A 26,645-nucleotide genomic window follows, 5' to 3' on the forward strand; every position below is an offset into this window, starting at 1 on the left:
AAATAATTTCAAATAATGATCTACTTCTGTTTTAATTTACTTAAAAATATTAAAGCCACTTGATTTTTAGTTACTAGTAATATAAGTCCATAAACTATAACTGAACAAATTACAGAAACAACTAATCTAACAAACATCTGCTGAAAAATAGAATACGAAAGTGCGCAGACTACTACGATTCCCCCACATCCTAATAATACAGTTATTATATTTTTCCAAGTTTCTTTATCTTTGAAAACAAATCCTGTTATATCTCTACTAAAGTAGAAATTCATAAACATCATTGTAAACTCAGCTAAAACAGTGGTTAAAGCAGCACCCCTCTCAGCAATGATTGGAATTAAGATAAAATTAAGTCCAATATTAAGTAAGGCGCTAGTTGTTGAGGAAATCAATGTCTTTTTTTCTCTCTTTGCAGGTATCAATGCACATTGATCAAAAATTGTGCTCATTGCACTCCCCAGCATGGCAAAACAAGTAATCTTTAGAGCATAAGTGGCACGCACATACTTTTCACCTGCCAGGATAAGAATAACATCCTGGCTAACCATAAATAGCCCAATAATCCCAGGCAAGACTACAAATAATATTGTATTAATAACTTGCTTCAATAACTGATTATACTCATCGATTCTTCCTTGCCCCATAAGCATAGCTAAACGTGGAATCGTAACAGCCGTTAATGCGGTTAAAAGTGTACCTACAATCCCATATATCTTAGTAGCAGTACTATAAATACCTACAATATATTCATTCTGAAGAAAACCCAGCATCGTAACATCAGAACTTAGATATATTTGTATAGCAACCCGCGATCCAAAAATAACCAATATCGGAATCAGATAATCGTTCCAACGAAAATGAAAATCTAATCTAATATCACAATACTTTCTAGCATGAAGAAAATTTAAAACATATGAACCAGTTGAGGCGATAACCGTAATTACAACATAATTCAAATAATCATTGGGATGACGAACAAATATGAAAAGCAAAATCACTGAAATAATCTTAAAAACTAAATTTCTAATAGTAATATATCCATACTCTTCAAAAATTGTATATACCCAATCGGTTCCTAACGTCGTAAAAAAAATCTGAACACTGAAAATCAATATAGCTACTATATCGTCATGTAAATTAGGGATTAAGAATATTACTAAAAATAAGCATAAGTAAGAGAGTACTGTCGAAGCCATATTAATAGTAAAGACTCTACTTGCAAATTTACTAATAGCTTTTCTATCGTTGCGTAGCCTTGCTCCCTCACGTACCGCATAATTACTAATACCTAATCCAGCTAACAAAATGAAATAACTTACAATAGAATTCGCAAAATTATATTTTCCAACTCCACCAACCGATAACGTTCGTGAAACATACGGAAAAGTAATTAATGGAAATATTAAATTTAAAAGACTTTGTAAACTGTTCAACAACGCATTTAATCCAAGCGATTTATCTTTTTTCATTTCTTATCATACATACCTTTTCTTCATAATTTAGTACTATCTTAATATGCTTTTCACAATTATATATCCTCCTAAATTTTATCAATATCACTTTGTCTAATATATTAAATTTTCACTATACCTTCTGAAATTCATTATAATCAGTACCACCTATATTAAAATACTTACACTTGATTTCAACCAACCCCATCTTAATTTATCAAAAAATTTCTACAACTCATTCAAGTACTGCTTTAAATTAAAATTTTGCTTAGAATAAATCATATCAGTTAGCACAACTTTATTTTTTATATAGGGTTCATTTAAATAGATAACTTTAGTTCCATATTGAGATTTAATAGTTTTATCTCCAGTATAAAAAATTTTATGCTTGTATGACAATTTATCAAATAAATCAAAATACTCTTTCTTAAATTCATTCTGATCATTAAATTTGACAACCATATTTTCTTTATTAATGCGTTTAACCCTCCTATTCCATTTGTCTTTTGCTTCTTCAAACGTATCATAATGTAAAAAAATTATATATATATCACTTAGTTTAGCAATTACTAAATCGTCGAGTTCTTTATTTAAACTATTCTTATATACATCTTTTTGCTGAAAAAATTCATTTCTAAATGGTGTATCTGACCACTTTACTTGAATTAGTTCATTTTTCAAATATTCATCTAAATTTTTTAAAAATTTAATATAATCATAGGACATAAAATATAGTCCGATTGTGGGCGTATTATATCTGAGAGCATACAAGTCATATATACCTCCCCCCCAACAATTATTACTGATAATAGTAAAATTTTTATTATGTAATCCTATTCTCTTAAAAAAAGCTGGGATTCTTTTTAATTTTCTTTTTAAACTTGCTTTTTTCATCTATCTTAACTCCAAACATGATGCCATCATTCCAACTGACTTTTTCATAGAAAATACTTCTTCATATAATTTTCTACCATTTTTCTTAATAGCTACTAACTCATTTTCGCTACAATTCATTATTTTAATGATTTTAGAACATAATTCATTGATATCATCAACAATATATTTATAACCATTAATACCATCTACTATATACTCATATTGCCCACACCCTGAAGAAACTAAGCATATGCATTTCATCATCAAAGCTTCAGTAACAACCACTGGCAAAGGATCGTCCTTAGAACAACAAATTAACAAGTCTATCTTCGTATACTCTTCTATAAGTTTCTTGTGGGACAAACCAGATATAAATTCTACTTGTTTAAATTCACTAGCCTCTTTCATTAAGGAATCTCTATATTGATTATCCCAAGTTCCTGATATCATTCTAATTCTCAATTTATCAGTAATTTCTTTAGGAAGATTTTTTAACATTTCAATTATCTGTTTTTGATTTTTCCGTTCTGTAAGCATACCTACAATATCAATAGTAAATATTTTATTTTTTAAATGCTTTGTATAACTTTCCTTATATTCATCATTTAATCCATAGTGTATAATGTCTATCTTTCTATCCGGATAGTAGTCTTGTAAAATTTTTTTACTATTTTCACTAACACTTACTAATCTAACATTATCTCTTAAATAATCAAATTTTTTGGGTGGATAGTCTTTTAAAAATTGTCCTTCATGTATCCACCAAACTATGGGACAAGAAAATCTATCTTGAGCAACATCAATAATATTTGCACATACACTCGTATTTACCAATATAGCTTTAATTTCTATCCCTGATTCATAAAATTTATTTATATATTTTTTGTATAAATATTGATATACGTATGCATTATTTCCAATATTTTTGGATTCATTCACCAATGGGCCACCGTTCTTAAAAAACATAAATACATTATACTCACTCATATTTATATTTTTTAAAAGGTTATTTAAAACAACTGATGCGCCACCATTTGTAGATCCGTCATGACCGAAAATCAATATATTTTTTTTGTTATTAGCTATAACATACTTAAATTTTAAATTAAAAGAAATATAATCAATGACGGATACGATTGTCCAATAAACCTTGTAATATAAACTCTTTAACATTGTAATTCTTCCTCGTTACTTATTATATTTCATTTTTTCTGCAAACTTAAAATTAATTAAATAAAAATCAAGAACATACAACAAATATACATAAAATCCTGGTGTAGACGTTACTGAAGCAGTAACAACATACGCTAAATTTATCCAAAAAATAGTTCCCTGTTTATACTTATACGGCAAATAAATCAGCATATAATAAAACCATATGATATCAGCAAAAATCCCAATAAGTCCATATGTTACCAGGTTTGACATCCATATACTCTCCATTCCTAGTAAATTATTAGTCAATGTTGCATACATGGAATTTATACTTACAAAATAAAATTTATTACCTAATCCTAACAAAGGCGATTGTTCAATTAACATCCAGGCACTTCTAAACTGCATACTTCTCTGTTCTATAGAACTTCCACCTACTTCAGAAGAAATATTAGAATTAAATAATGAATTAAATACTTGCATCTTAGAGCCTAAGAAACCATATATAATTAAACAAATTAGTAAAATTGTAGCTAATACCCTATATGTTTTTACTTTTTTTAAATCTACAGCAGCAAATATACCAATAAATAAAAATATAAGTGGACTCCTCATTTTAGTAAGAAAAATACATATCGTACTTAGTATAGCTGTCAAATATGATAACTTTTCCAAAGGTAATTTTCTTATATTTAATTTTAACTTAAGTATCAATACAACTATCACATATAATCCCCATATAATCCCTGCTCCTATCGGATGCAAAAAAATGGAATTTACTCTATACCCTCTTGATAAAAGATTAGCATCGGTGTTGTAGACACTAAATACACTATCTACACCTTGAATAGAATTAACTGTTGCCTGAAATATATTACTATGAGTTTCATATTCAATAAGGCCATATAAACATGAAATAAAAATGATAACAGTCATTATTTTGAATAAACGTTCAAAATCCTTTTTATCCTGTAATACATTCCAAATTAAATATGCTAAAAGTAAGTAATCATTAATATTTAGAATATATCTGGAAAATTCAGAACCTATACCAGCTATTGAAAATGTAGCAGATAATAGCCAAGAAATTCCTAAAATCCAAAAAGGTAATTTATATGGAAAACCTATCCTATTATAATACCTTCTTTTTCCAATAAGAAAGTATAATAAAATATACCAGGATTCCATTAGAGTAGATAAAGCAACTTCCAATCCCCCAATATTTATTGTTCCTGACACATTTTGAAGACTAATAAAATTATATGCCAAGAAAATTATAAAACTATTCTTGTAGTTAAATAAACTATATATACATAATATAAAATCAACTAAAAATGTTATGACTAATAGCACATTCATGCCTTATCCTTTCTTAAAAAGATATTTTTTGATTCTTCTCTTCCAAACAAACTGCTGTTTTCTTAAATTTAATTTTATTTGTTCAATTGTTGAAAATTTATTATATTCATCGATATTAAAAGAGCTTATACTCTTTTCTACATCCAGAGTACCATTATTAGTCAAATAAAAGTTATCACTTTTATTGTTAATAGTATAATTTCGCTTTTGAAAATGAAAATACAAAAACTCACTTTTTATAAGTCTATCACCTTTTAATGCCTCCCTATATAAATGTCCATTTTCTATATAGAAACACTCATGCTTAAAATCAAAATCATTTGTTAATATTTCAGAAGGTACATACGATGTTACCCTAGTCAAATGATATTTCCAAGGATTCACATCAAAGAACTCCCATCCTTTATATGTACTAATTCTATCATAATCGAATTTTTTCTGAATACCTAAAAGCTCATCGAATATATAATTAATTGACGATGAAAACACCTTTTTATAATCGATCCCGTAATTACTCATAAATTCTTCATTTATCCAAGTAACATTACGGTATAAGCAAAAATGCCCATGTTGATATATTTTATCATACTTACTCAGCAGTTCTTCTGTTAAAAAAATTGATGTCTTTCCAAAAACTAAATCTATATCGCTATATCCCCAAAAAGTATATTCGGTTAAATATTCTTGAAAAATATAGCCATATGCTGGCCTAAAGTCACAAAGCTTATATGGCTTTTCCAATGATATCTTAAAAGGAAACTTCTCCTGAATTTTATTTCTAAGCGCATCAAAGGACATTCTTAAAATTTTTAAATTTTTCAACTCATACTTCACTGTAGCATCTGTTATCATTAAAACATCAATATTATCATTATTTCTAAGTGACTCAAAAAATAAATCCGCATACTTTGGTAACTTTCCAAAATATGGAATTATCAAACAAATTTTATTTTTCAAAACAATTTCACCGCTTCTTTTCCTTGAGTTTTATAACTATGTCACCTATAAATTGCCTTCTTCTTCTATAAATATTTTGATAGAAAAGAAAAATTTTTAGTATAGATAATACACTACCTGTTTCAAAAAAATTTTTTCTTAAATTATTACCCTTTTTTTCGTGAATTATTATCTTTTTCTTTAAATCATTATCAACAATATCCTCGCTAGTATCTAGTCTATCCAACATAGAATTAATTATTCTATTTTCAATCTCAAATCCTTGAATAGTTTTTTTTAAATTTCTTTTCCTTCTTGATTCATTATTCCCGTGTATTCTGTGCAAAATAGTACTAGATGTTAACAATGCAAAACTATTATCCAATGTTGCCATTTTCCATAAAAAATCATCATGTGCCCAATCGTCTGTATAAAATTTTACTACTGAATCAAAATATTTTTTCCTGACTGCCATAGTGCATCCAGAACACTGTATTAGATAATTCCTTACATTAGTTAATATAATTCTATCAAATTCTTGGCTAGGGACAAGAAGACTATTTTCATTTATTTTTTTTTTATCTCCATCCCATATAATCTCCTTACTTGCAACAACATTGATGTTACTATTATTAGCAAATATCTTTTTATAAATATCTATTTTATTCCTATACCATATATCATCTTGATCACTAAAAAAAACTAGTTTACCTTTAGCAATTTTTGCACCATAAATAAAATTATATTTCCAACCCTTATTTGATTTATTCTGTATGAGTCTAGTTTTATCTTCAAAATTATATTTTTTTATATATTCTTTAATAATCTCTACAGTTTTATCCCTTGAAGCATCATCAATAATTATTAACTCATCTATTTTTTGACAAAGTATAGATTCTAGTTGTTCTTTTAAATATCTCTCCCCATTATATGTTGACATAACTACTGTCACTTCTTGACTATTCAAAAAAAACACCTCCACTTTTTTGAATTATTTTTTTATAATTAGTATTATCTTTTTCAATACTATCTGGTGTGAATTTGTATGTTAGCTTATGAAATGGACTTTGCTCAATGATAGCCTCCCATGTTTTCAAATCAAATCTATCAAATAACCTCAATAAGAGTTCATGCGGCGTGGCATTGTCTCTAGGTATGATTTTTTTATGTTCTTCTGGATAGAAATCTAATACAATTGACATAAAATCATGTAATAGGAAATAATCAATCATACTATTATTTTCTTTCCAATACTCATAGCATAAATATTTTGTTGCTTCTATTACCTTATTATGTGCTTTAGCATTCATGTACCAACTAGATAAGTATGTTGCATTTCCATCCAAACCTGGTTTTAGTGTTTGAAAAAAAAACAAATCTGAATTAAAAAAATATTTAGGTATATCCTCTTCCTTTGATGTACATAAGACAGTAGCATCAATCCAAGTACCACCATATTGGGAAAGTAATTCTAACCTAAGTAAATCTGTCATGTGTGTATATGTAATTGTTCCCTTATTAATTTTATCTTGAATAAAATCCGGAAATACTACATACTTATGAATATTATCTTTAGTGAGTAATACAATTTCTTTAGAAGTTAGATTCTTGTGTAATTGCTTATAGCAAATCTTAACAATTTCAGGAGCATTATCGAGGCCTTGAATCCAACAAAACCACACTTTATTAGAGACACTATTTTTTATCGATGTTTCAAAAGTTCTATCAAAATCTTCAAGTGACCGTCTGTACTTTTTTTCTAATTTTTGCTTAATTTTAAGGGTAACAGATAAACGTAAAATTTCTAATGCAGTTCGACTTTTCCCTAAGAGTAGAAATTCATACATTGCAGTACCCAATACACCTCCATGAAAAAATTGTTTTATTAGACTAAAACCGCCTTGTTTTCTAAATAATTCTAATAAATTCAATATCCTATCCCCTTTGATAAAATTAAATATAGTATTCATAACATAATATAAAAACAAAATCCATCAATAATAGGACAAAATGTTGATTTCAAAAAACGAAACCAACATTCAAACTCAATTATGTATAGTATATATTTTTTAAATATATCTTTTTTCTTAACTCAATCATAAGAAAAGATAACAACTACAATAATTGCTCATCATTCTCACTTAAGATTAAAAACTTCTTCATACCTATCTGCAATAAATTGCCAACTATAGGCATCTTTAATCCGTTGTTTTGCTTTTTTACCTAACTCTTCAATCTCAGCTTGGCCCATATTATCAGCTTCATTGATTAACTTAGCCAAATCACCATCTTCTTTAGACCAGTATAAAGCTGCTTCTTGCCCAACTTCCTTATTAAAGCCGACATCTAGCAGTAAATTCAACTTAGTACTACCTAATGCTTCTAACAATGATGGGTTAGTTCCACCAACTGAATGGCCATGGAAATAGCCGTAAGAGTTCTCGCGAATCTTCTTCAACAATTCTGAATTGTAGACAGTCCCTACAAATTTGATTCGCTTATCGTTCTTAAAGCCTAACTTTTGATCAAGCTCATTTAAGAAGACATCATCTTGCGTTGTGATGATAGCAAAATCTTTTTTACTATCAGACTTCATAAATTCCCGAATCATCGTTTCAAAGTTATTTTCAGGGACGAATCTACCTACTACTAAGTAATATTCAAATGGCTTCAATTGCTTATCAGTTAACCACTTGACAAAAGTCTCGTCATTATCAGCCAACTTAGAAGGATAGATATCCGAACCATAAGCAATGTAGGTTGTAGCAGGTTGATACTTAGCGTATTCATCTTGAATGTACTTTTCAATGTTAATTGAATCGCACACTAATAAATCAGCTCGCTTAACCATACCAGCTTCGGAGGTCTTCCAGTACCACCGAACAGGCTTAGACCACTTAGCCCGCTTCCATTCGTGACCATCAGGATTAACAAACACCTTGCCACCCATTTTATGAACTTGCCGTACGTACTTGCCCATAAATGGACCAATTCGACAAGCTAAGATATAGATGATTGGATTTTTGATATTTTCTTGTTGGCATTGCCGAATGCATTCTTTAAAGGCAGCTAAATCATAGTAAATAGCTTGAGCCGAGCCAAGTTGTTCTGGTACCTCAACCTTAAAACAATCAGCGTTATAGTATGTAAAGTGTTTATCGTCAACGGTGATTGCTCCTGGTAATTTCTTTTCGTCCATGTAGCCCTTACCATTAGCTTTACATGCGATATGGTACTTAATGTTGCTATTATTTTGATGGTATTCAACCAACTTTTGTAGAAAAGTTTCGTACCCACCATAATTACCTATTCCCTTAGCACCAATAATATAAACGTGTTGAACTCCCATCAGTTCTTAAATTCCTCTCTAAAATATTACCTATTCTTCGTCTGCTAGTCGTAATAAATATTGTCCGTAGTCATTTTTCTTTAATGGTTGCGCTAATTCTACTAACTTCTCCTTGCTAATCCAACCCATCCGATAAGCAATTTCTTCCAGGCAAGCTACCTTTAAGTTTTGCCGCTTTTGAATGGTTGCAATGAAGCTGGCTGCTTCTAACATGGAATCGTGTGTGCCGGTATCAAGCCAAGCGTAGCCCCGACCCATTAACTTAACGTCTAACTTGCCACGTCGTAAGTATTCCTTGTTAACGTCCGTGATTTCTAATTCACCGCGAGGAGATGGCTTTAGATTAGCTGCAATGTCAACTACATCGTTATCATAGAAGTACAAGCCTGTTACCGCGTAGTTACTCTTAGGTTGAGCTGGTTTTTCTTCGATTGATAAAGCATGCATTTCTTCGTCAAACTCAACCACCCCGAACCGTTCTGGGTCATTAACGTGGTAACCGAAAACAGTTGCCCCGTTTTCTTTTTGAGCAGCATCTTGAAGTTGCTTAGCTAAGCCACTGCCATAGTAGATATTATCACCTAGAATTAGACACACCGAGTCACTCCCGATGAATTCTTTACCGAGAATAAAGGCTTCAGCTAAGCCGTTAGGTTGTTCTTGCACCTTGTAGGACAGATTAATTCCTAAATCAGAACCATCACCTAGTAACTGTTCAAACAAGGGTGTATATTCTGGCGTAGAAATCACCAGGATATCACGAATACCCGCTAACATTAAGGTTGATAGTGGGTAATAAATCATCGGCTTATCATAAACTGGAATTAATTGCTTGGAAATTCCCTTTGTAATAGGGTAGAGGCGGGTACCAGAACCCCCAGCTAAAATAATCCCTTTCATATGTAGACACTCCTCCTTAATATGCCCCGTTTGGCACGAATAAAATCTTAACCGTCATCAAGATAATCTTTAAATCGAACCAAACGCTGGCGTTTTGAATATATTCAAGGTCGAGCTTGACCATGCCGGCGAAGCCGACGTTGTTGCGCTCGGTGGCTTGCCACAGGCCGGTGCAACCGGGAGTGACGTAGAGCCGTTGCTTGTCGTAGTCGGTGTACTCGGCGACTTCACGGGGAAGTGGTGGCCGTGGACCTACCAGGCTCATGTCACCTAGTAAGACGTTGATGAGCTGTGGTAGTTCGTCCAGGCTGTACTTGCGCAAGAACTTGCCGACCCGGCTGATGCGTGGGTCGTCTTTCATCTTGAACATAGGACCATCGACTTGGTTTTTTTCCATTAGCTTTTCGAGCAAGTCTTCGGCATCGACTCGCATCGAGCGAAACTTATAAATCTTAAAGAGTTTGCCGTGGCGGCCAACCCGTGTTTGGCTAAAGAAGACGGGACCGCCATCATCGAGCTTGATGAGGAGTGCAATCATTAAAAAGATAATGGATAAAGGAATTAGAGCTAGTAAACTAGCACAAAAATCAAAGATCCGCTTTAAGGTTCGGTAAACGTAGCGTTGATCAATTTTAGTAGTATCTAAGGTAATTTGTTTTGTTTCCATCTTTTTAACACCCCCTAGTATTTTATTAATAACGTAAGTATTACGTATGTTATTCTTTGTACCTAAACTTTTCTACTTTTCTCACTTAAAAGAAAAAGAACCGTTTCTTCTTTTCGACCTTGGAGAAATCCTTGGCGATGACGCGTTGACCGTTTAAGAGTCGTTCGGCGTTAGTCTCAAAGCTTTGGGCCTTGTCTTGACTAAACTCTTTAGCTAACTTGTCGAAGGCTTCGCTTAAAACAAAGCCCCGGCCCTTTAAGGCGTGGGCATCTGAAGCCAAAATTTGGACCAGATTATGCTCCACTAGCTGCTTGGATATTTCTTCAACGTGACTGCCAAAGCCACCTAGGTAACTAGTTGAAGTTAGCTGAGCCAAAGCCCCTGCTTCGATGAACTCATAAAGTAACCCTAAGTGTTCTTGGATAACCTTGTTACGCTCTGGGTGCACAATTACCGACGTGGTGCCCTTCTTTTTAAGGTTGAAGATTAACTGCTTGGTGTAGCGAGGCACGTCGTTATGTGGCAACTCTAGCAGCATATAGCGCTTATCAGCATCGATTCCTAACAGATCATCGTAATGGTCGAGCAAATCGCCGTTGATGTGAACTTCTTGGCCTGGGAAGACTTTTAACTTGATGCCTTCCTGGTCTAGTTTAGCCTGAAAGTCGCTGGCGAGTCGTTCAACATCGCGCGCATGGTTAACGTAATCATTATCAAGGTGATGGGGGGTCGCCAGGATGTGGGTGACCCCATCCAACACCGCTTGGCGTGCCAAGTGCAAGGAAGTCTCGAGGTCCCTAGAGCCATCATCGATTCCTGGCAGGATATGGCAGTGTAAATCAACTAAGGTTTCCATTTAAACTCACTTCTTTTTCTTGGAATCTTTTGAATAACCGTAGTAGCCATAATAGCCACTACCCTTAACTTCAACGTCATTTAAGACGGTTCCGATAATGTGGCCCCCAACTTGTTTAATTAAGCGAACAGCTTCTTTAACGGCGTTTTTTTCAGTCTTGTTAGCCCGCACGACTAAGATAGTTCCGTCAACGTTGGTAGAAACAATTTGAGCATCGGTAACGGATAAAACAGGTGGTGCATCGAAGATAACTAAGTCTAGTTGTTCAGACAACTTCTTGATTAACTCGGCCATCCGCTTAGATCCAATCAATTCTGACGGGTTAGGTGGAATCGGACCACTTGGCATTACATACAAGTTCTTAACCGAAGTCTTGTAGATAATACTGTTGATATCAAAATTACGTTCTGATAGGTAATTAGACAACCCCTGCGGGTTATCAATCCCAAAGGTTGCGTTGATGGTTGGCCGGCGGAGGTCACTATCAACTAGTAAGGTATGTAAGCCTTGCTTAGCAAAAGCGGTTGCGATGTTGGCAGACACAGTTGATTTACCTTCTGACATGTTAGATGAAGTAACCATCAAGGTTTTGTAGTCCTTATCAACGTTAGAGAACTTAATGTTTGTTCTGATTGTGTTAAATTGTTCAGTGTCGACAGATGTTGGGTCTGTGACCGTAATCATCTTAACCCCGGTTTCCATCGTGTTTGCATCTTGATTTTTATCTTTTCGAAATAACCCCATAATATCCTCCTACTAGACCCGCTTAGTTCGGGTAGCTTCTCGGTTTTCATTTAAGACTTCGACGGCCGCAAAAGCATCATCGTCTTCAATATGAAAGACTGTTCCTAAGCTAGTTAAGCCGACTTCATCGGTTAGGAAGTCCATATCTTTAACAGTCTTATCCGTTAGCTCACGCACAATGGCGATTGCAATCCCAATTAAAGCTCCTAAAACAATCCCGACTAACGCTCCCAAGGTCTTCTTAGGAAAAACTGGGGTAGCGTTAGGTTTAGCAGTTGAAACAATTGTAACGTTATCAATCTTCATCATTTTTACAATTTTTTCTTTAAAGGTCTTAGCAACCGTATTAGCGATATCAGCCGCTGTATAAGCATCTTTATCTGTTACTGTCACGCTAATAATTTTTGAGTTAGTTTCATTTGAAACAGATACACTCTTTTGAAGGTCACCTAATGATCCCTTGTAGTTATCCCGTGCCCGCACTTCTTTCAAAACTGGACTTAAGATTACGGAGCGCTTCAAAATATCTTCATAAGTTGTTACCGCCCCTAAGTCGGCTTGTTGTGCTGCATACTGAGTTTGAACGTTGTCATTTTTTTGGTTGACTAAGATATCAGTGGTCGCACTATACTTTGGTTCGATAAAGATGAACAAAACAACTAATGAGATGATTAACCCGACTACTGCCCAAGCAATAATACTGAATAAATTTTTCTTTAAGGTGAGTAGAAGCCTCCCTAGATCAATAACTGTTTCTTCATTTTCTTTTACCATGGTTCTCTCCTAAATATGTATTTCTTACTGAACACAAAAGTTGCTAACAACAACTCTTGTCTATGTAAGATAAAATTAACCTAGCAGAAATTAATTATACCACCTTTTGCCCCGTAAACCTAGATAGGCGGAAACAATTTCACGCATTTGTCCCTAGCTTAATGCGTTTCCCCAAGCTTATTGCAAAAATTGTTGTTAGCTACTTATTATTTCACAATTAGAATAGCATGGTTTTTTTGTTAATGACAATAACCAAACAAGCATAAAAAACACTTGCATATACATATTTACTTTATCAATAAGAATCTTAATATCAACCATTAAAAAAGCCATATAACTCAAAAAACATAATTTTTTATTATAATAGATCTGGACAGATTTTTTGCTTGTTATTAGTGATTAATTACTATTTTACAACTAGTTAGCGCACTTAGTGTCTACCCTAAATAAAAAGTTCACCTAAATTCCACTGAAGTGTGAAATTCTAAGTGAACTTTCCTTAACTTAATATGGTTAATGATCCTTTATTCTTCCATGAAATTAGTCCGATATTGGTGTCAGCAGCTATTCGTTGTGATGACTCGCTAACCGTATCTCCATCATAAATAATGTAATAATTAACCAGGTTCGCAGCCAACTCCGAGCTATTTTTAATATCATTAAACTTAAAGGCCGCCTCCATCATAAAAAAGTGTCACGCCAAAGCGCAACACTTACTTTCTATTCAGTTACTTCGCAGGCTAGCATGTCCTCGAAAGTTTCGCGCCGCACGACCAACTTGGAGTGACCGTCTTCGCAAAAGACCACTGCGGGCCGCGGATTGCGGTTATAGTTGGAGGCCATGGTGTAACCATATGCCCCTGTGGCAGGCATGGCCAAGATGTCGCCTGGCTTAGTGTTAGGTAAAGGACAATCCCGCACTAAGACATCCCCGGATTCGCAGTACTTGCCGACCACCGTGACGATCTGTTCATTAATCGCGTGGGGCTTTTCTGCGAGGAAGGCTTCATACTTAGCTTGGTAAAGGGCCGGCCGGATGTTATCGCCCATCCCCCCGTCGACAGCTAAGAAGTGGCAAACCCCGTCCACGTCTTTGCGTGAACCGACCGTGTACAAGGTGGTGGCCGCTTCACCCGCTAGGGCCCGGCCTGGTTCAATCCAGATGGCCGGCAGCTTCAATCCGTGTGCTGCCACTCGCTCCTTGACCGCGGCGATAATGTCTTTAGCAAAGTCTTCGGTGGCAATCATTTGGTCGTCTTTGGTGTAACGAATCCCGAAGCCCCCACCAAGGTTTAAGACCTGGGCTTCAAAGCCTAATTCGTCTCGCCACTCTTTGAGTAAGTCGACCATCTTTTGGGCCGCCATCACAAAGCCCCGCGCTTGGAAGATTTGGGAACCAATATGGCAGTGAATTCCCTCCACGTTCATGCGAGGGTTTTTAATGAGGTTGGCTAAGGCTTCCTTGGCTTGGCCAGACTGAACGTCAAAGCCAAACTTCGAATTGGACTGGCCGGTAGAGATGTACTTGTGCGTTTCCGCCTCAATTCCGGGGGTGACCCGCAAGACAACGTTGGCCGTCGTATGCTTTCTTCTTAGAAGCTTGTCTAAGAACTTGATTTCTTGGAAGTTATCGATCACGATGCAACCAATCTGGCTGTCTACAGCCATCTCTAGTTCTGCGGGTAACTTATTGTTCCCGTGAAACTCAATATCTGCCGGGGGCATGCCTCCCTTTAACGCTGCGTATAATTCTCCCCCCGAGACCACATCACAGCCTAAGCCGGCATCTGCGACTAGCTGATACATTGCTAAAGCCGAAAAAGCTTTACTAGCGTAGGAAATCTTATAATCAACTCCCGCTTCAATAAAAGCCTTCTTAAAGTCAGCAATCTGTTGCTTAATTTTACTTACATCATAAGCAATGACTGGCGTCCCGTATTTTTCCGCCAGTTTCAAAGCATCCACCCCGCCAATCGTTAAGTGTCCTGCTTGATTTACTTCTAGTGCTTCTGTCAACTGCTAAACCCCTCTTCTACCTTTAATTTTTTGCTTAAAAAAGGGCTGGAACAAGCCCAGCCCCATCCAATTATTGTTCGTCGCTCTTTAAAGTTCCGCCCACTGCGTAACGGTTCTTTTGCATTTCACTTAAAACAACGTGGACATGTTCAGCTGGTGCGCCGGTGTTTTCAACCACCGCTTTAGTAACATCTGCCACCAAGTTTTTAAGTTGTTCTTGGCTCCGACCTTCGATTAATTCGATATGAACTAATGGCATACAATTACTTCCCTTCGTTTATGTATAAGTCTATTAAAACAAAAAATAAATTAAAAGGCAATTAAAATAATAAACTTTTCCTAAAGCTTAGCTTTAAGCACTAAGACTAATTTCGCTAAGTTCAGGCCTAACTATGGTAAAATTAAGAGGACCTTTTTATTAGGAGGAATTTTTAATGACAGTTACAAAACAATCACTCTCGGCTTGTACCAGCATCTTAGTCGGGAAAAAGGCCAGCCTAGACGGCTCGGTTTATATTGGGAGAAACGAGGACGCCAAAAGTGCCTGGCCAAAGCACATGTGTGTCCACCCCCGCCAAGAATTTACCAGCGAGCAAGTTTTCACCTCAAAGGATAACGGCTTTAGCATGCCCCTACCTAAGGTAGCTTACAAGTACACGGCCACCCCGGAATGGACCGACGAGTTTGGTTTATTTGAAGAAGACGGTATTAACGAATTCGGGGTGGCGATGAGTGCCACCGAAAGTGCCTACGCCAACAGCGAGGTCTTAAGTTGTGACCCGCTCGTGGCTAACGGGATCGGCGAAGAGGCAATGGTGACCGTCGTCTTGCCATACATCAAGACCGCCCGCGAAGGGGTCTTACGCCTGGGCCAAATCGTCAGTGACTATGGGGCTAGTGAAGCCAACGGCATCTTATTTGCCGACGACCAAGAAGCCTGGTATTTAGAAATCGGATCAGGTCATCACTGGGTGGCCCAACGGATTCCAGATGATGCCTACGCGGTCGTAGCTAACCAACTGGCCATTGAAGAAATTGACTTTGCTGATACCAAGAATTTCTTAACCTCAGCCGGAATTCAAGCCTTTGTAGAAGCTAACCAGCTTAATCCCAGCCTGGACGGGACCTTTAACTTCAGAAAGATCTTTGGGACCCAAACTCTCTCAGATCAAATCTACTCCACGCCCCGGGTTTGGTATGGACAAAAGTACTTGACCCCTTCGGTTGAACAAGACCCTATGAGCCTAGAGTTGCCCTTTATCAGAAAACCCGACCGCAAGTTAGGTTTAGATGACCTGAGCTACGTTTTAGGCTCCCACTACCAAAACACCCCTTACGATCCGCTAAACTCTAAGGACCCGCTCTTAAAAAAGAAGTTTCGGCCGATTAGCTTAGCTAAGACTCAAGAGTCCCACATCTTACAGCTAAGAAGCGACCTCAGCCAAGACATTAAGGGGATTCACTGGTTAGCCTTAGGGGTCACTGCGCAAAGCGTCTTTGTACCTTTCTTTACTGGGGCTAACGACGTCCACCCTGCTTACAAGGTGGGCAAAGCGACTTACGAACCAGACTCCGCTTACTGGATCTATAAGCAGGCCGGCATCCTAGTGGACGCCCACTACCAAGCCTTCGCTAAAGAACTAAGCGACCTACAAACGGAACTTATGGTTAGCTTCAAGACAGCCGTCCGCAAGGTTGTAGCTGCTGTTAAGGCTGGCGAGTTTGACGGGGACCTGGCAGACTTTTTAACGACCGAATCAATCAAGCTCCAAGACCTGGGTCTAAAGAAATACCAGGCCCTAAGTGCCAGCTTAATTACCCAGGCTACCGACATGTCACCGTTAAACTTTAAGACTGACGCTAACTTATAGGGGGCTGACCATGGAACTTTTAACTGTTAATCAGCAACTGACTCTTAAAAGCCAGCAGGTTAGCTTAACCTTAGACCCTAAGAGTGTCTGTGCCGGGCCGATTTTAATCAGCCACCTCTATGATGAGCTTTTTGACTTGCTAGCAGCACTTGGAAACCAAACCGTCTACTTACACTTGGACTTACTTTTGTATTTGCAAAAGTATTACCGCTTTAAGGGCTGGCGTTTACCGGACTTAAACTTTGTCGCCCTCCCGTTAGGCTATCCGTTCCAGCTAGCGGACCTGACGATTGAAGCCTTCAATAACGACGATAATGCCTTTGGCCCCCTGGTTTGCATCATCAGTGACGGCCAAAGTAAGCTCGGCTACGCGCCCAAGTTTGTCCCCCATGGTCAACATAAAAAGCGAATCAAGCTTTGGAAGAAGGCCTTTAGCCAGGCAGACCTCGATTACTTTTGCCTAAGCCAAGACTTAGTTGCTGCCACTAACGACTTTCGAGCTCTAACTGAAGTCGGCCGGCAAAAGAGTCTCACTAAGTACTTACAGCACCTAGAGGCCGACCAAAGTGGGCAGATTTTACTGTCCTACGAAAAACCAGAGCGCATCTTGACCATGCAAAAGACGGCCTTAGCAGCCGGCTTTAATTTAAAGTTAGCTCCTGCCAGCCAAGCCTTTTTACAGGCTCTCTTTCCCTTTGAAGAGCCCGTTTCACAAACTGAGGCAACAAGGGACCTCGTCGTCGTTTCAACCCCAAGCGCAACTACCTTTGACGCGCGGGCTAGCCTGGCAATCCAGCCGGTAATGGCCCCCAAGGAAGCCAAGGAATTCCTAAACGTCATCAAAGCTAAGGAAGTCATTTACCTCTAAAACAAAAGCCCACCCTGAGAGTCAACGCTACTCAGGGTGGGCTTTTTAATTTGACTTATTTCTTGTTGTAATCTTCGTCGGTCTTTAAGACGGCCATAAAGGCATCTTGGGGAACGTCAACCGTCCCGACGGCCTTCATCCGCTTCTTCCCCCGTTTTTGCTTGTCTAGCAACTTAGCCCGCCGGTCAGGGTCCCCGGTATGGATTCGGGCGGTAACATCCTTACGGTAAGCCTTGATGTTAGTCCGGGCAATGATTTTCGCCCCGATGGCGGCTTGAATTGGAATTTCAAAGTTTTGCCGCGGAATAACTTCTTTTAGACGAGCCACAATCACCCGGGCCCGTTCTTGGGCAAAGTCCTTATGGGCAATGAAGCTCAAGGCGTCGACCTTGTTACCATTTAACAAGATATCGATCTTCACCAAGCTACTTGGGCGGTCGTCTTCAATCTCGTAATCAAGTGAAGCGTAACCCTTGGTGCTTGACTTAAGCTTATCAAAGAAATCAAAGATGATTTCTGAAAGCGGGATGTCGTAAATAACATTAACCCGGTAATCGTCGAGATATTCCATCGTCACAAAGGTCCCCCGCTTGCGTTGACACAATTCCATAACCGGCCCAACGTAATCGTTTGGCACCATAATCGTTGCCTTAACGTAAGGTTCCTTAATCTCCTTGATGCTAGATGCTTCCGGCATTTCAGACGGGTTAGACACGCTCTTCAAGCTCCCATCCGTTTGGATAACCTGGTAGGTAACCGATGGGGCCGTGGTGATTAAGTCCATGTTAAACTCGCGTTCAAGTCGTTCTTGGACCACGTCCATGTGTAACATTCCCAAGAATCCACACCGGAAACCAAAGCCTAAGGCCTGGGAGGTTTCTGGTTCAAATTCAAGGGCGGCATCGTTTAGCTGCAGCTTTTCTAAGGCTTCACGTAAGTCGTTATACTTGGCGTTATCAGTTGGATAAAGCCCCGAATAAACCATCGGGTGCATTTCCCGGTAACCAGCCAAAGGCTTAGCGGTTGGGTTAGTCGCGCTAGTGACCGTATCCCCCACCCGGGTGTCTTGGATATCCTTAATCGAGGCGGTTAGGTACCCAACGTCCCCAGCCATCAAGTAATCGCGCCGGAGGGGCTTTGGTGAGTTAACCCCAACCTCAACTACTTCATACTCTGCGCCCGAGTTCATTAACCGAATCTTGTCACCAGGTTTGACGGTGCCTTCAACCACCCGGATACTCAAGACTACCCCACGGTAGTCATCGTAAACCGAATCAAAGATTAAGGCCTTCAGTGGTGCCTGTAAATCTCCGGCTGGAGCGGGGATATCATGTACGATTTTTTCAAGCATCTCTTCAATCCCAATTCCGGCCTTAGCAGAAGCTAGGACCGCTTCGGACGCATCCAAACCAATCATGTCTTCAATTTCTTGACGGACAACTTCCGGTTGGGCCGAAGGGAGGTCAATTTTATTGATAACCGGCACAATCTCTAAGTCATCATCGATTGCTAAGTAAACGTTAGCTAGCGTCTGCGCTTCTACCCCCTGAGCCGCATCAACTACTAACACCGCCCCTTCACAAGCAGCTAGTGAGCGGGAGACTTCGTAAGAAAAATCGACGTGTCCGGGGGTATCGATTAAGTGGAAGATATAAGTTTCCCCATCCTTAGCATGGTAGTGTAGCTCCACCGCGTTAAGCTTGATGGTAATCCCCCGTTCCCTTTCCAGGTCCATTGAATCCAATAACTGGTCTTGCATTTCCCGCTTGGAAACAGTATCGGTCATTTCCAAAATGCGGTCAGCTAGGGTTGACTTCCCATGGTCAATGTGAGCCACAATCGAAAAATTACGAATATGTTTTTGACGTTCTTTCATTTGTTCAAAGTCCATGTAGTTCATTCAGCCTACTTTCTAAATATACTCTTAATTTCCATTATAAGTTAGATAAGCTAGGAGGGTCAATTTTTATCCTTAAAAAAAGCGGCGCTATTCAAATTCTAGACCATCATTTTTCAAAGGATTTAAAAAACTAGGTGCAAACTCATTCGTACCCGCGTTTGATGGCAACCTGATTATAAACCCCAAGCACGTAAATATAAATAAGCTCTAGCTAAAGCGCTTAGCCTTATCTAGAGCTCATTCATTTAATTAGAGGGGTGGAGGTAATGTTTAATTAGGCTGTGGCCATGGCTTGATTATAGGCTTGGCTAGCCTCTTGTTGATTTAGATTAAAATTTTGAATCAAAAAATCAATGATTTGTTCCTTAGTAAAGTTAAGTTTGACTAAACCCTTGATAGTTTCCATGCGCTCTTCAGCACGCCCTTCCTCACGTCCTTCCTTGCGGGCATAAGCACTTTGGCGGGCAGCATATTCTTCGATTGTCATGTAATTTTCCCCCTTCTTGACGTCATTTTTAACTTCCCTAACAGCTCGATCTAAAGCTGCACTAAATTTACCGGTGACAGTTCCGTCATTAAAGTAGGTCAGCATCTCTTGGTTAAGCGCGGCCTGCTTACTGGCATCACCTTTCAAATTTACTATAACATTGGTTTCACCGTTGTCAATTAAAATCTCCGGGTACCCTACTAGTTGAGGAATTAGTTGATAGTGAACTCGATTTAAGTTGTAAACATCATGGTCACATAAGAACAAGACGACGGTTTGGCGGCGCTCGCTAAATGATTGGCCGGCATACAGGGCTTGTTTTTCCAGGTTACCTTGATAGATGGCCATCCGCTTTTCAATATCATGGTGATTTTGGTTCTGCATCTCTAAATCATAGATAGTCCCGTGCTCATCTTCAGCGTAAACATCGAAACGAGGACCGTGATAGACGGCGTTTTTCTTTTTGTCGGCTTCACGCTTGACGGTAATTAAGGTGCCTGACTTTAAAATTTGGCAACCACATTTTTAGCAGTTGTTCTAACAGTTCCGGGTGGTCATTGAAGACCCAGCTAAAGACGAGGTGGTCTTTAATAGTTGCTTGTTGCCATTTTAAGGCAATTTCTTTTCGTAGATTCAAAAGCGCTCGCTCCTTTATTGAGTAAATTTTTACCCCTCTACTTTATAGATACGCAAACAGGTAGCGAATTAATTCTTTAAAAGTTTAAATTTAATCAAATCCTAATAAACAGCACAAAAAAAGCGGGTTAGCCACTTACGGCCAACCCGCTAACTTAATTAGCGTTTCTTACGTTGTTTTTTGCGCCACTTTTCAAAGAAGCTGTCGTCACCAGCAGGATCTTCACCGGAAACATCGGCAAAGGCCTTTAGGGCTTCCTTTTGCGCCTTGGTCAAGTTCTTAGGGGTAACAATTGTGACCGTTACCTTTTGGTCACCGTTACCGTTGCCACGCAAGCGCGGTGCCCCTTTTTCGCGAAGACGGAAGGTCGTCCCGGTTTGGGTACCGGCAGGAATCTTCATTTCAACGTCCCCGTGAACAGTTGGGACCTTGACGCTATCACCCAGGGCAGCTTGCACAAAGCTGATTGGTAAGGTGTAGTAAATTTCGGCCCCGTCCCGTTCAAACTTATCACTTGGACTAACGTGGAAGACGATGAACAAGTCCCCGTAAGGGCCACCGTTAGACCCAGCTTCACCTTGGCCTTGTAAGCGCATTTGGTTGCCATCTTCAACCCCGGCTGGGATGGTAACTTGAACTTCATGCTTTTCACGAACATGGCCACTACCGTAGCAAGTAGTACATTTTTCCTTAATTTCCTTACCAGTTCCATGGCAGACGTCACATTCTTGTTGTGTCATCATCCGGCCAAGTGGGGTTTGCCGTTGAACTTGAATAAAGCCACGGCCACCACACTTATGACAAGTTACTGGGGAAGTGCCTGCCTTCGCCCCGGAACCATGACAGGTCTTACACAAGGCTTCCCGACTATACTCAATGTTAGTCTTCTTACCAAAGATTGCCTCTTCAAAGGTTAAATTCATTTCGTATTGTAAATCGCGCCCCTGTCTTGGTGCCGTCCGACTTCGGCTTTGGCCACCACCGCCAAAGAAAGAAGAAAAGATATCTTCGAAGCCGCCGCCACCAAAGTCAAAGCCACCGTTACCAAAGCCAGAGAAGCCGCCACCACCAAAGCCTTGTTGGTTGCCAGCAAAGCCGTATTGGTCATATTGGGCCTTCTTTTGAGGGTCACTTAGGGTTTCGTAAGCTTCGTTAATTTCTTTAAACTTAGCTTCCGCACCCGGTTCCTTGTTTAAATCGGGGTGATATTTTTTGGATAATTTCCGGTATGCGCGTTTAATTTCGTCTGCGGATGCATCCTTGGACACACCTAGGACTTCATATGGATCTCTTTGTTCAGCCATTATTTCCCTCCAAGAAATTTCTTCCCACCTAGATTACCATATCTCCTGGGAAGAAAAAAGTTTTTTCCTTAAAAAAAGGACCGGCCCAACCCTAAGGGGCTAGCACCAGTCCTTATTTACCAAGCAATTACTTGTCTTCAGGATCTACTTCTTTGAAGTCACCATCAACGGTATTATCGTCTGCCTTAGCACTACCGTCTGCTTGGCCATCTGCGCCAGCGGCTTGGCTAGCTGCTTGAGCTTGTTGGTATAATTTAACTGAGACATCTTGGATAATCTTAGTTAATTCATCCTTCTTAGCCTTCATATCTTCTAAGTCGTTAGCTTCTTGGGCCTTCTTTAATGCTTCCTTAGCATCCTTAACTTGCTTAATTTCATCGTCTGAAACCTTGCCATCAAGTTCCTTTAAGGTCTTGTCAGTTTGGAAGATTAATTGGTCAACTTCGTTACGTAAGTCAACTTCTTCCTTACGCTTCTTATCTGCTTCTTCGTTTTCCTTAGCTTCCTTAACCATCCGGTCGATTTCTTCGTCAGATAAACCAGATGAACTCTTGATGGTAATCTTTTGTTCCTTGTTAGTTCCTAAGTCCTTAGCAGAAACGTTAACAATCCCGTTCTTATCAATATCGAATTTAACTTCGATTTGAGGAACCCCACGTGGAGCAGCAGGAATATCCGTTAATTGGAAGCGACCTAAAGTCTTGTTGTCAGCTGCCATTGGGCGTTCACCTTGTAAAACGTGAATGTCCACGGCTGGTTGGTTATCAGCAGCAGTTGAGAAGACTTGGGACTTAGATGTTGGAATTGTAGTGTTGCGGTCAATCAACTTAGTGAAGACCCCACCCATTGTTTCAATCCCAAGTGATAATGGGGTAACATCAAGTAAGACCACATCTTTAACATCCCCAGTGATAACCCCACCTTGGATAGCAGCCCCTAAGGCTACGGCTTCATCAGGGTTAACTGATTGGTTTGGCTTGTGACCAGTTTCGGCTTCAACAGCTTCTTGCACAGCTGGAATCCGTGTAGAACCACCAACTAAGATTACTTCGTCGATGTCGGCGTTAGTCAAACCGGCATCCTTCAAGGCGTTGCGAACAGGAATCTTAGTTCTTTCAACCAATTCTTCTGTTAATTGGTTGAATTGAGCCCGAGTTAAGGTTGTTTCCAAGTGAAGTGGGCCGTTAGCACCGGCTGTGATAAATGGTAAGGAAATTTGAGCTTGGCTAGCTGAAGAAAGGTCCTTCTTAGCCTTTTCTGCTGCATCCTTCAAGCGTTGCATTGCCATCTTGTCGCTTGATAAGTCAATTCCGTTTTCTGACTTGAAGTTAGCTACTAACCAGTCGATGATGGCGTTATCGAAGTCATCCCCACCAAGGTGAGTATCACCATTAGTTGAAAGTACTTCGAAGACCCCGTCACCTAATTCAAGGATGGACACATCAAAAGTCCCACCACCAAGGTCAAAGACCAAGATCTTTTCATCTTTGTCAGTCTTATCCAAACCGTAAGCTAAAGCGGCAGCAGTTGGTTCGTTAACAATCCGTTCAACTGTTAAACCGGCAATCTTACCAGCATCCTTAGTAGCTTGACGTTGGGAGTCGTTGAAGTAAGCAGGAACAGTGATAACTGCTTGGGTTACTTCTTCACCTAAGTAACTTTCTGCGTAATCTTTGATGTATTGCAAAATCATCGCAGAAATTTCTTGAGGAGTGTAAAACTTGCCGTTAACGTCAACCTTGTATCCAGCTTCACCCATGTGACGTTTGATGGATGAGATTGTATCTGGGTTAGTGATTGCTTGACGCTTAGCAACTTCCCCAACTTGAGTTTCCCCATTCTTGAAGGACACAACGGATGGAGTTGTCCGGTTACCTTCTGGGTTTGTAATAATTTTTGCTTCTTTACCTTCAAGGACAGCCACAGCTGAGTTAGTTGTCCCTAAGTCAATACCAATAATTTTAGCCATTATTTATTCAACCTCTTTATTATAAAATTTATTGAGCTACAACCACCATTGCTGGCCGCAATACCCGGTCTTTTAGCATATAGCCTTCTTGAAAGACTTGAACAACCGTTTCAGGTGTTTGTCCTTCTTCGACCGGAACCGTTTGAACAGCTTGGTGTAAGGTTGGGTCGAAAGGTTTACCCAAAGCTTCAATCTTAGTGACCTCGTTTTCCTTCAAGGCCGCTTCGATATTTTGGGCAACCATCTCGACACCTTTCTTCAATTGCTTAGACGCTTCATCGTCAACTTCAATTTCTAAGGCCCGACTTAAGTTATCCATGGCCGGCAAGATTGCGGTCGCCATACTTTGACCGGCGTATTTCAACAGACTCGCCTGCTCTTTTTTGAAGCGGTTCGTCATGTTAGCCATCTCTGCTTGGGAGCGGAGGTACTTATCTTCCATTTCATCAAGCTTAGCTTGCAAGTCTTTAATCTTAGCTTCAGCCTTTGCTACTGAATCTTCCTTAGCTTCTGCTTGGGTTGGCTTTTCAGTAGCTTCTGTCGCTTCTGCTTGCTTAGCTTCTTCAGTTTGCTTAAGTTCTTCATTTTTTTCAGCCACTTGAACACCCCTTTTCTCTAATTAAAATTATCAAAATTTTGGTAATAATCAATCAACCTGGCGGTTAACTCTTTTCTAAATGCCCCAAGTAGGCCAATCATCTTGGCATACGGCATGTTAGTTGGCCCCAAAATGGCAATCAATCCTTGCCCGTTGTGGCCATCGTCATAAGTTGCTGAGACTAAGCTATAATCTAACAGTAACTTATTAGTTAACTCATCGCCAAATCTAACTGAAATGCCCTTGTCATTATCAACCAAGTCACTAATGTTAGGAACCTGGTTAACTAATGAATACAGTGACTTTAACTGCTCAACGTTATTATCGTGAGCAAAATTCAAAAGATTCATGCGACCGGAGACATAGACTTGTTCTTTGACAGCCTTGTCTAAGACGTTGCCAAAAACATCTAAAAAGCCAGCAGGTTGCTGGAGGTAACGGGTCAGTAGCGGCAAGGTGGCATGAAGCTTGGCAATCACTTGATTCAAAGGTAGACCTACTACTTGGTCATTAATCAAGCGCATCACTGCTTCAAGCTCGTCTCCACTAATTTCTGGTGGAATGTTAAAAATTTGACTTTCAACCGTCCCGTCACTGGCAACTAAAATTACCATTACCTGTTGGTGACCAATCGGTACCATCCGAAACCCTTCCAACCTTAAATCAGTGCTATCCGGCTTTAACATAATCGCCGTATAGCTAGTCAAGTCAGACAGAATTTTGGCGGAAGTTGCGACAATTTCATCAACCTTCAAAAACTCATTTCCAAAGGAATTGCGGATACTTTTAAGTGACTGCTTGTCTAGCTTAGCTGGCTTAACAATATTGTCAACGTAATAGCGGTATCCCTTTAGAGATGGGACCCGGCCAGAACTTGAGTGCTCCTTGGTGATATAACCTTGGTGTTCTAACACGGCCATCTCATTACGAATCGTTGCCGAACTCACATGAATAGGTAATTGTTCTTGCAATGCCTTCGAGCCAATTGGCTGTCCAATCTCAGTGTAATCTCGGATAATCGCTTCTAAAATCAAAAGCTGTCTGTCCGTTAACACCACAATCACCTCTGTTTCTCTCTTAGCACTCGCAACATTTAAGTGCTAAGAACAATTATTAATATACACGACTTTATTTGTTAGGTCAAGGATTTTTACCACTTTTTTAGCACTTTCGTCTTTAAAGTGCTAAAAAAATTTTTGGCGCGGTAATTTTTCCATGTTAAGATAGGAATAAGTAAAAAAAGATAGGAAGATTTTATGGCAATTACAGTTTATATGGTCCGTCACGGCCAAACTATGTTAAATCGTTATAACCGCCTACAAGGTTGGTGCGACTCTCCCCTAACCGAAAAGGGAATTGAAGACGCACGGCTAGCGGGACGCCACCTGGCTGACATTAAGTTCGATGCTGCTTACCACACTAACACCATGCGGACTATTAGGACGAGTGGCTTTATTCTTAAGGCTAACCACCACACCCCTAACTTAAAGGCGGCCCCCTTAACCTACTTTAAGGAGCAAGGGTTTGGTTACTTTGAAGCCGCTGATGCTAGCCAAGTTTGGCTAATCGCTGGTGCTAACCACGGAACCAGGACCTACAATGATATTTTACGGGACTATTCTTTTGCGCAAACCCGGGATTTCTTACACCAAGCCGATCCTTTCGGTGACGCCGAATCAGACGCGGCCTACTGGCAACGGCTTAACGCTGGGATTGATTACCTCAGACAAAACCACACTGACGGCCAAAAACTACTTTTGGTCAGCCACAGCCTAACTACCCGGAGTTTAGTTGACCACTTTGCCCCCGAACTGGGTGCCTATAACCTCGGCCCTAAAAACGGCGCAGTCACTAAGCTTGAAATCACCGCCACTGACGTCAAGGTTAGTTACTACAACCACTACCTTGACGGAGAAGAATACTAA

Annotated in this window: 25 protein-coding genes; 3 read left to right on the forward strand and 22 right to left on the reverse strand. The window is 39.2% G+C overall.

Translation table 11 applies throughout. The annotated features are described in order from the left end of the window. Nucleotides 1–20: 20 nt before the first annotated feature. The 15 genes from N4597_RS06420 to N4597_RS06490 all read right to left on the reverse strand — a co-directional run bounded on the left by N4597_RS06420 (nucleotide 21) and on the right by N4597_RS06490 (nucleotide 15,345). Entirely contained in the window at nucleotides 21–1,472 is a 1,452-nt protein-coding gene (locus N4597_RS06420; RefSeq protein ID WP_260902974.1) for a flippase, read from the reverse strand. Between the two features lie 210 nt (nucleotides 1,473–1,682). Next, on the reverse strand, nucleotides 1,683–2,348 hold the full coding sequence (locus N4597_RS06425) for a DUF1919 domain-containing protein (RefSeq protein WP_260902976.1): 666 nt from the start codon (nucleotides 2,346–2,348) through the stop codon (nucleotides 1,683–1,685). Continuing rightward, nucleotides 2,349–3,503, reverse strand: a complete 1,155-nt coding sequence (locus tag N4597_RS06430) for a glycosyltransferase family 4 protein (protein ID WP_260902978.1) — start codon at nucleotides 3,501–3,503, stop codon at nucleotides 2,349–2,351. It lies immediately after the preceding gene. Between the two features lie 15 nt (nucleotides 3,504–3,518). Next, on the reverse strand, nucleotides 3,519–4,844 hold the full coding sequence (locus N4597_RS06435) for an O-antigen ligase family protein (protein WP_260902979.1): 1,326 nt from the start codon (nucleotides 4,842–4,844) through the stop codon (nucleotides 3,519–3,521). A gap of 3 nt (nucleotides 4,845–4,847) precedes the next feature. Then, the gene (locus N4597_RS06440; protein ID WP_260902980.1) at nucleotides 4,848–5,801 is read right to left on the reverse strand and encodes a DUF6625 family protein; all 954 of its coding nucleotides are present in this window, start codon (nucleotides 5,799–5,801) and stop codon (nucleotides 4,848–4,850) included. A 7-nt stretch (nucleotides 5,802–5,808) separates the two neighbouring features. Beyond that, a complete protein-coding gene (locus N4597_RS06445; protein ID WP_260902981.1) occupies nucleotides 5,809–6,747 on the reverse strand; it encodes a glycosyltransferase in 939 nt (312 codons plus the stop codon). After that, nucleotides 6,740–7,711, reverse strand: a complete 972-nt coding sequence (locus N4597_RS06450; protein ID WP_260902982.1) for a capsular polysaccharide synthesis protein — start codon at nucleotides 7,709–7,711, stop codon at nucleotides 6,740–6,742. The genes N4597_RS06445 and N4597_RS06450 overlap by 8 nt, the downstream gene beginning before the upstream one ends. Before the next feature lie 206 nt (nucleotides 7,712–7,917). Further along, nucleotides 7,918–9,129 (reverse strand): beta 1-4 rhamnosyltransferase Cps2T, encoded by a 1,212-nt coding sequence (gene cps2T, locus N4597_RS06455; protein WP_260902983.1) that lies wholly within the window; start codon nucleotides 9,127–9,129, stop codon nucleotides 7,918–7,920. A 30-nt stretch (nucleotides 9,130–9,159) separates the two neighbouring features. Further along, nucleotides 9,160–10,029, reverse strand: a complete 870-nt coding sequence (gene rfbA / locus N4597_RS06460) for a glucose-1-phosphate thymidylyltransferase RfbA (protein ID WP_260902984.1) — start codon at nucleotides 10,027–10,029, stop codon at nucleotides 9,160–9,162. A gap of 16 nt (nucleotides 10,030–10,045) precedes the next feature. Continuing rightward, on the reverse strand, nucleotides 10,046–10,696 hold the full coding sequence (locus N4597_RS06465) for a sugar transferase (RefSeq protein ID WP_260902985.1): 651 nt from the start codon (nucleotides 10,694–10,696) through the stop codon (nucleotides 10,046–10,048). Between the two features lie 85 nt (nucleotides 10,697–10,781). After that, nucleotides 10,782–11,552, reverse strand: a complete 771-nt coding sequence (locus N4597_RS06470) for a tyrosine-protein phosphatase (protein WP_260902987.1) — start codon at nucleotides 11,550–11,552, stop codon at nucleotides 10,782–10,784. A 6-nt stretch (nucleotides 11,553–11,558) separates the two neighbouring features. After that, nucleotides 11,559–12,296: a CpsD/CapB family tyrosine-protein kinase gene (locus N4597_RS06475; protein WP_167588618.1), complete on the reverse strand. Its 738-nt coding sequence runs from the start codon at nucleotides 12,294–12,296 to the stop codon at nucleotides 11,559–11,561. Between the two features lie 12 nt (nucleotides 12,297–12,308). Beyond that, on the reverse strand, nucleotides 12,309–13,070 hold the full coding sequence (locus tag N4597_RS06480; RefSeq protein ID WP_094129759.1) for a YveK family protein: 762 nt from the start codon (nucleotides 13,068–13,070) through the stop codon (nucleotides 12,309–12,311). Nucleotides 13,071–13,790: 720 nt separating this feature from the next. Next, on the reverse strand, nucleotides 13,791–15,086 hold the full coding sequence (gene lysA / locus N4597_RS06485; RefSeq protein ID WP_260902990.1) for a diaminopimelate decarboxylase: 1,296 nt from the start codon (nucleotides 15,084–15,086) through the stop codon (nucleotides 13,791–13,793). Nucleotides 15,087–15,156: 70 nt separating this feature from the next. Next, nucleotides 15,157–15,345: a 2-hydroxymuconate tautomerase gene (locus N4597_RS06490; protein ID WP_260902992.1), complete on the reverse strand. Its 189-nt coding sequence runs from the start codon at nucleotides 15,343–15,345 to the stop codon at nucleotides 15,157–15,159. Between the two features lie 175 nt (nucleotides 15,346–15,520). On the opposite strand from N4597_RS06490, the gene N4597_RS06495 reads away from it, so the two are divergent. Continuing rightward, nucleotides 15,521–16,957: a C69 family dipeptidase gene (locus tag N4597_RS06495; RefSeq protein ID WP_260902994.1), complete on the forward strand. Its 1,437-nt coding sequence runs from the start codon at nucleotides 15,521–15,523 to the stop codon at nucleotides 16,955–16,957. A gap of 10 nt (nucleotides 16,958–16,967) precedes the next feature. Beyond that, entirely contained in the window at nucleotides 16,968–17,825 is an 858-nt protein-coding gene (locus tag N4597_RS06500; RefSeq protein WP_260902995.1) for a hypothetical protein, read from the forward strand. A gap of 55 nt (nucleotides 17,826–17,880) precedes the next feature. Here N4597_RS06500 and lepA read toward each other — a convergent pair whose 3' ends face one another. From lepA to hrcA, 7 genes are all read right to left on the reverse strand, one after another. Beyond that, nucleotides 17,881–19,716, reverse strand: a complete 1,836-nt coding sequence (lepA, locus tag N4597_RS06505; RefSeq protein ID WP_050612561.1) for a translation elongation factor 4 — start codon at nucleotides 19,714–19,716, stop codon at nucleotides 17,881–17,883. A gap of 283 nt (nucleotides 19,717–19,999) precedes the next feature. Further along, complete coding sequence (locus N4597_RS06510) at nucleotides 20,000–20,722, reverse strand: PD-(D/E)XK nuclease family transposase (protein ID WP_172585766.1); 723 nt, start codon at nucleotides 20,720–20,722, stop codon at nucleotides 20,000–20,002. After that, nucleotides 20,685–20,849: a hypothetical protein gene (locus N4597_RS06515; protein WP_156313907.1), complete on the reverse strand. Its 165-nt coding sequence runs from the start codon at nucleotides 20,847–20,849 to the stop codon at nucleotides 20,685–20,687. Before N4597_RS06515 ends, N4597_RS06510 begins: the two co-directional genes overlap by 38 nt. A 158-nt stretch (nucleotides 20,850–21,007) precedes the next feature. Beyond that, nucleotides 21,008–22,153 (reverse strand): molecular chaperone DnaJ, encoded by a 1,146-nt coding sequence (dnaJ, locus tag N4597_RS06520; RefSeq protein WP_260902996.1) that lies wholly within the window; start codon nucleotides 22,151–22,153, stop codon nucleotides 21,008–21,010. Between the two features lie 127 nt (nucleotides 22,154–22,280). After that, nucleotides 22,281–24,122, reverse strand: a complete 1,842-nt coding sequence (gene dnaK, locus N4597_RS06525; RefSeq protein WP_202021980.1) for a molecular chaperone DnaK — start codon at nucleotides 24,120–24,122, stop codon at nucleotides 22,281–22,283. Nucleotides 24,123–24,150: 28 nt separating this feature from the next. After that, on the reverse strand, nucleotides 24,151–24,720 hold the full coding sequence (gene grpE / locus N4597_RS06530) for a nucleotide exchange factor GrpE (protein WP_202021979.1): 570 nt from the start codon (nucleotides 24,718–24,720) through the stop codon (nucleotides 24,151–24,153). 17 nt (nucleotides 24,721–24,737) lie between these two features. Further along, a complete protein-coding gene (gene hrcA / locus N4597_RS06535) occupies nucleotides 24,738–25,775 on the reverse strand; it encodes a heat-inducible transcriptional repressor HrcA (protein ID WP_202021978.1) in 1,038 nt (345 codons plus the stop codon). Between the two features lie 201 nt (nucleotides 25,776–25,976). Here hrcA and N4597_RS06540 point away from each other — a divergent pair, with 201 nt between their 5' ends. Further along, complete coding sequence (locus tag N4597_RS06540; RefSeq protein ID WP_089143762.1) at nucleotides 25,977–26,645, forward strand: histidine phosphatase family protein; 669 nt, start codon at nucleotides 25,977–25,979, stop codon at nucleotides 26,643–26,645.

This window comes from Ligilactobacillus agilis (genome assembly GCF_025311475.1).
Classification (GTDB): Bacteria; Bacillota; Bacilli; order Lactobacillales; family Lactobacillaceae; genus Ligilactobacillus; species Ligilactobacillus agilis.

Excerpts from the sequence above, each read along its gene's own strand:
- N4597_RS06420 (WP_260902974.1), bottom strand. The coding sequence starts at position 1,472 with ATGAAAAAAGATAAATCGCTTGGATTAAATGCGTTGTTGAACAGTTTA.
- N4597_RS06425 (WP_260902976.1), bottom strand. The coding sequence starts at position 2,348 with ATGAAAAAAGCAAGTTTAAAAAGAAAATTAAAAAGAATCCCAGCTTTT.
- N4597_RS06430 (WP_260902978.1), bottom strand. The coding sequence starts at position 3,503 with ATGTTAAAGAGTTTATATTACAAGGTTTATTGGACAATCGTATCCGTC.
- N4597_RS06435 (WP_260902979.1), bottom strand. The coding sequence starts at position 4,844 with ATGAATGTGCTATTAGTCATAACATTTTTAGTTGATTTTATATTATGT.
- cps2T (WP_260902983.1), bottom strand. The coding sequence starts at position 9,129 with ATGGGAGTTCAACACGTTTATATTATTGGTGCTAAGGGAATAGGTAAT.
- rfbA (WP_260902984.1), bottom strand. The coding sequence starts at position 10,029 with ATGAAAGGGATTATTTTAGCTGGGGGTTCTGGTACCCGCCTCTACCCT.
- N4597_RS06465 (WP_260902985.1), bottom strand. The coding sequence starts at position 10,696 with ATGGAAACAAAACAAATTACCTTAGATACTACTAAAATTGATCAACGC.
- N4597_RS06470 (WP_260902987.1), bottom strand. The coding sequence starts at position 11,552 with ATGGAAACCTTAGTTGATTTACACTGCCATATCCTGCCAGGAATCGAT.
- N4597_RS06475 (WP_167588618.1), bottom strand. The coding sequence starts at position 12,296 with ATGGGGTTATTTCGAAAAGATAAAAATCAAGATGCAAACACGATGGAA.
- N4597_RS06480 (WP_094129759.1), bottom strand. The coding sequence starts at position 13,070 with ATGGTAAAAGAAAATGAAGAAACAGTTATTGATCTAGGGAGGCTTCTA.
- N4597_RS06490 (WP_260902992.1), bottom strand. The coding sequence starts at position 15,345 with ATGCCATTAGTTCATATCGAATTAATCGAAGGTCGGAGCCAAGAACAA.
- N4597_RS06495 (WP_260902994.1), top strand. The coding sequence starts at position 15,521 with ATGACAGTTACAAAACAATCACTCTCGGCTTGTACCAGCATCTTAGTC.
- N4597_RS06500 (WP_260902995.1), top strand. The coding sequence starts at position 16,968 with ATGGAACTTTTAACTGTTAATCAGCAACTGACTCTTAAAAGCCAGCAG.
- lepA (WP_050612561.1), bottom strand. The coding sequence starts at position 19,716 with ATGGACTTTGAACAAATGAAAGAACGTCAAAAACATATTCGTAATTTT.
- dnaJ (WP_260902996.1), bottom strand. The coding sequence starts at position 22,153 with ATGGCTGAACAAAGAGATCCATATGAAGTCCTAGGTGTGTCCAAGGAT.
- dnaK (WP_202021980.1), bottom strand. The coding sequence starts at position 24,122 with ATGGCTAAAATTATTGGTATTGACTTAGGGACAACTAACTCAGCTGTG.
- N4597_RS06540 (WP_089143762.1), top strand. The coding sequence starts at position 25,977 with ATGGCAATTACAGTTTATATGGTCCGTCACGGCCAAACTATGTTAAAT.